Origin of the sequence: Veillonella sp. CAG:933, assembly GCF_000431435.1 — a bacterium.
GTDB lineage: Bacteria > Bacillota > Negativicutes > Veillonellales > Veillonellaceae > Veillonella_A.
This window is the reverse complement of the sequence record NZ_HF986154.1, coordinates 1-2,084: the sequence shown is the minus strand read 5'-3', so window position 1 is coordinate 2,084 and position 2,084 is coordinate 1. Positions and strand designations below refer to the sequence as shown.

The 2,084-nt window shown below is 43.2% G+C and carries 2 protein-coding genes; both read right to left on the bottom strand.

The window, feature by feature from the left end; translation table 11 throughout:
• Positions 1 to 289, bottom strand: a 289-nt coding sequence (locus tag QZL64_RS02275) for a hypothetical protein (protein ID WP_296309188.1), incomplete at its 3' end; no start/stop codon positions are given.
• 8 nt (positions 290 to 297) lie between these two features.
• The gene (locus QZL64_RS02270) at positions 298 to 1,320 is read right to left on the bottom strand and encodes a sulfate ABC transporter substrate-binding protein (RefSeq protein ID WP_021840424.1); all 1,023 of its coding nucleotides are present in this window, start codon (positions 1,318 to 1,320) and stop codon (positions 298 to 300) included.
• Between the last annotated feature and the right edge of the window lie 764 nt (positions 1,321 to 2,084).

Sequence of the window (2,084 nt, the reverse complement as noted above, 5' to 3'; positions counted from 1 at the left end):
CCGCCACAAAGGCGGTGGTTAAACTCGTGGCAAAGGCATGCCATACAACCGGTTTTGAAATAGCCTGCCAGAAGGCGGCCGGTGGGATTTGTAAGGCAAACCCCAATATGGTACCGATTGGCAAAATCACGATAATGGATAATATCGTCAGTGTCACGCCTAGAGTTAAGCCAAACCCCGGCAATAAACGCGGTGTTTTCGCCTTTTTACCACTCGTCTGACGCTTAGGACCTTCGATTCGTACCGGTGTAGCCCGTTTAATTTCATTTAACTGATTCTGCTCGTTCATAGACCCTCCTATTCATCGCGAATTGTATCGAATAGGGCGCCATCTACGAAAAAGCGCTCATAAGCGGCCGACCACCCGCCAAAATCTCGAATTGTCACCATGCGTGCCGGAGTGGGATACTTAGCCGCTACTTCCTTCATAACGTCCGGATTCGTCGGTCTGAAACCGTATTTAGCAATGAGTCGTTGACTGTCCGGTTCGTAAAGATGAGCCAAATACTCATGAGCCACGTCATAGGTGCCGTGTTTTTTGGCGATTTCCGCCACTACAGCCACACTCGGTTCCGCTACTATCGAAACGGACGGCATTACGATTTCATACTCGCCGGGATAATGTTCCATAATCTGTTTTGCTTCGTTTTCCCAAGCGAGCAACACATCGCCTTGCTTGTTTTCAACAAAAGTCGTCGTAGACGCGCGAGCCCCCGCGTCCATTACGGTCACATTGTTATATAATTTTTTGACAAAATCATTCCCTTTAGCGGTATCGTTATTAGGACCTTCACCATAAGCATAGGCCGCTAAAAAGATCCAACAAGCGCCCCCGCTGCTTTTAGGATCCGGTGCAATCAAGCGCACACCCGGTTTTACCAAATCCGACCAATCTTTAATTTGTAGCGGATTGCCTTTACGAACCAGGAATACTACCGTGGACGTATAGGGTGCCGAATAGTTCGGCAATTGTGATTCCCAGCTGGAGTCTAACAGATGAACCTTCTGCAGTAGATTCACGTCTTGAGCCAGCGCCAAGGTCACCACGTCGGCGTCAAAGCCTTCCACCACGGCCCGAGCCTGATTGCCCGATCCGCCGTGGGACTGATGAATTTCTACATCCTTACCGGTTCGTTCTTTATAATATTTTGAAAAATCGGCATTATATGCCTCGTAAAACTCTCGAGTCGGGTCATAGGATACATTCGTCAAGGTTGTCACCTGACTGTTATTCTGCGACGAAAACGAATGACCGGCTCCCCACAGCATAGCCCCCACTATGCCTACCGAAAGAAGTACGTACCAACCTCTTCGTTTCATAATTATAACCTTCTATCTTATAAACTCTCTCTATTATTAAAACTCTCTCTTTGGCCGTTACTCGTTCTCGGCCGTAGCTTCTTTCCCAAATCATACTGTTTATTGTGAAAAACCGAATTGCTATATGAATCTGTACTCTCAGCATCTTTGACGGATTCATATATCTCATTCAGATTAATTTTTAATTCCTACAATTTTAACAGGTATTTATGGCGCACGAAGTGCGTAAAATGTAAAGCTGTGTTTGATTGTACTTTTTAAATCATACATTGTCAATAGGATATGAGGTAATTGAAAACAATATAAATACTATAGTATATTATATGTGATTCTAGTTGAATGTTTTTCTCAAAATTACAGACTGATATCTTGTAATATAGTTGGTTATTTGGCAATTTTTAGGGTTATGTACGGGATTTAATGTATGTGTCAGATTTTAAATGAAATTGTTTATCAGTAAATATAGGGCGATTCTATTATATATAATAGATAATATATATATGTATTTGGGTCATCTATGAATTTGTTATTCAAATGAGGGGAGAGGTAGTTCGTATTGCTTAGGTAGATTGACTTTTTTAGTGCTAAAAGGCTAGAGGGAGAAAGCTCTATTGATTTTGTGCGTGGCCGCATTGCTTCGCTCGCTGCCTTTTTTAGTGCTATAAAGGCTAGAGGGAGAAAGCTCGATTGATTTAGGGCGTAACCGCATTGCTTCGCTCGCTGCTTTATATATTACTTAGTAGACGCTGAGTACGTCCGGCTCT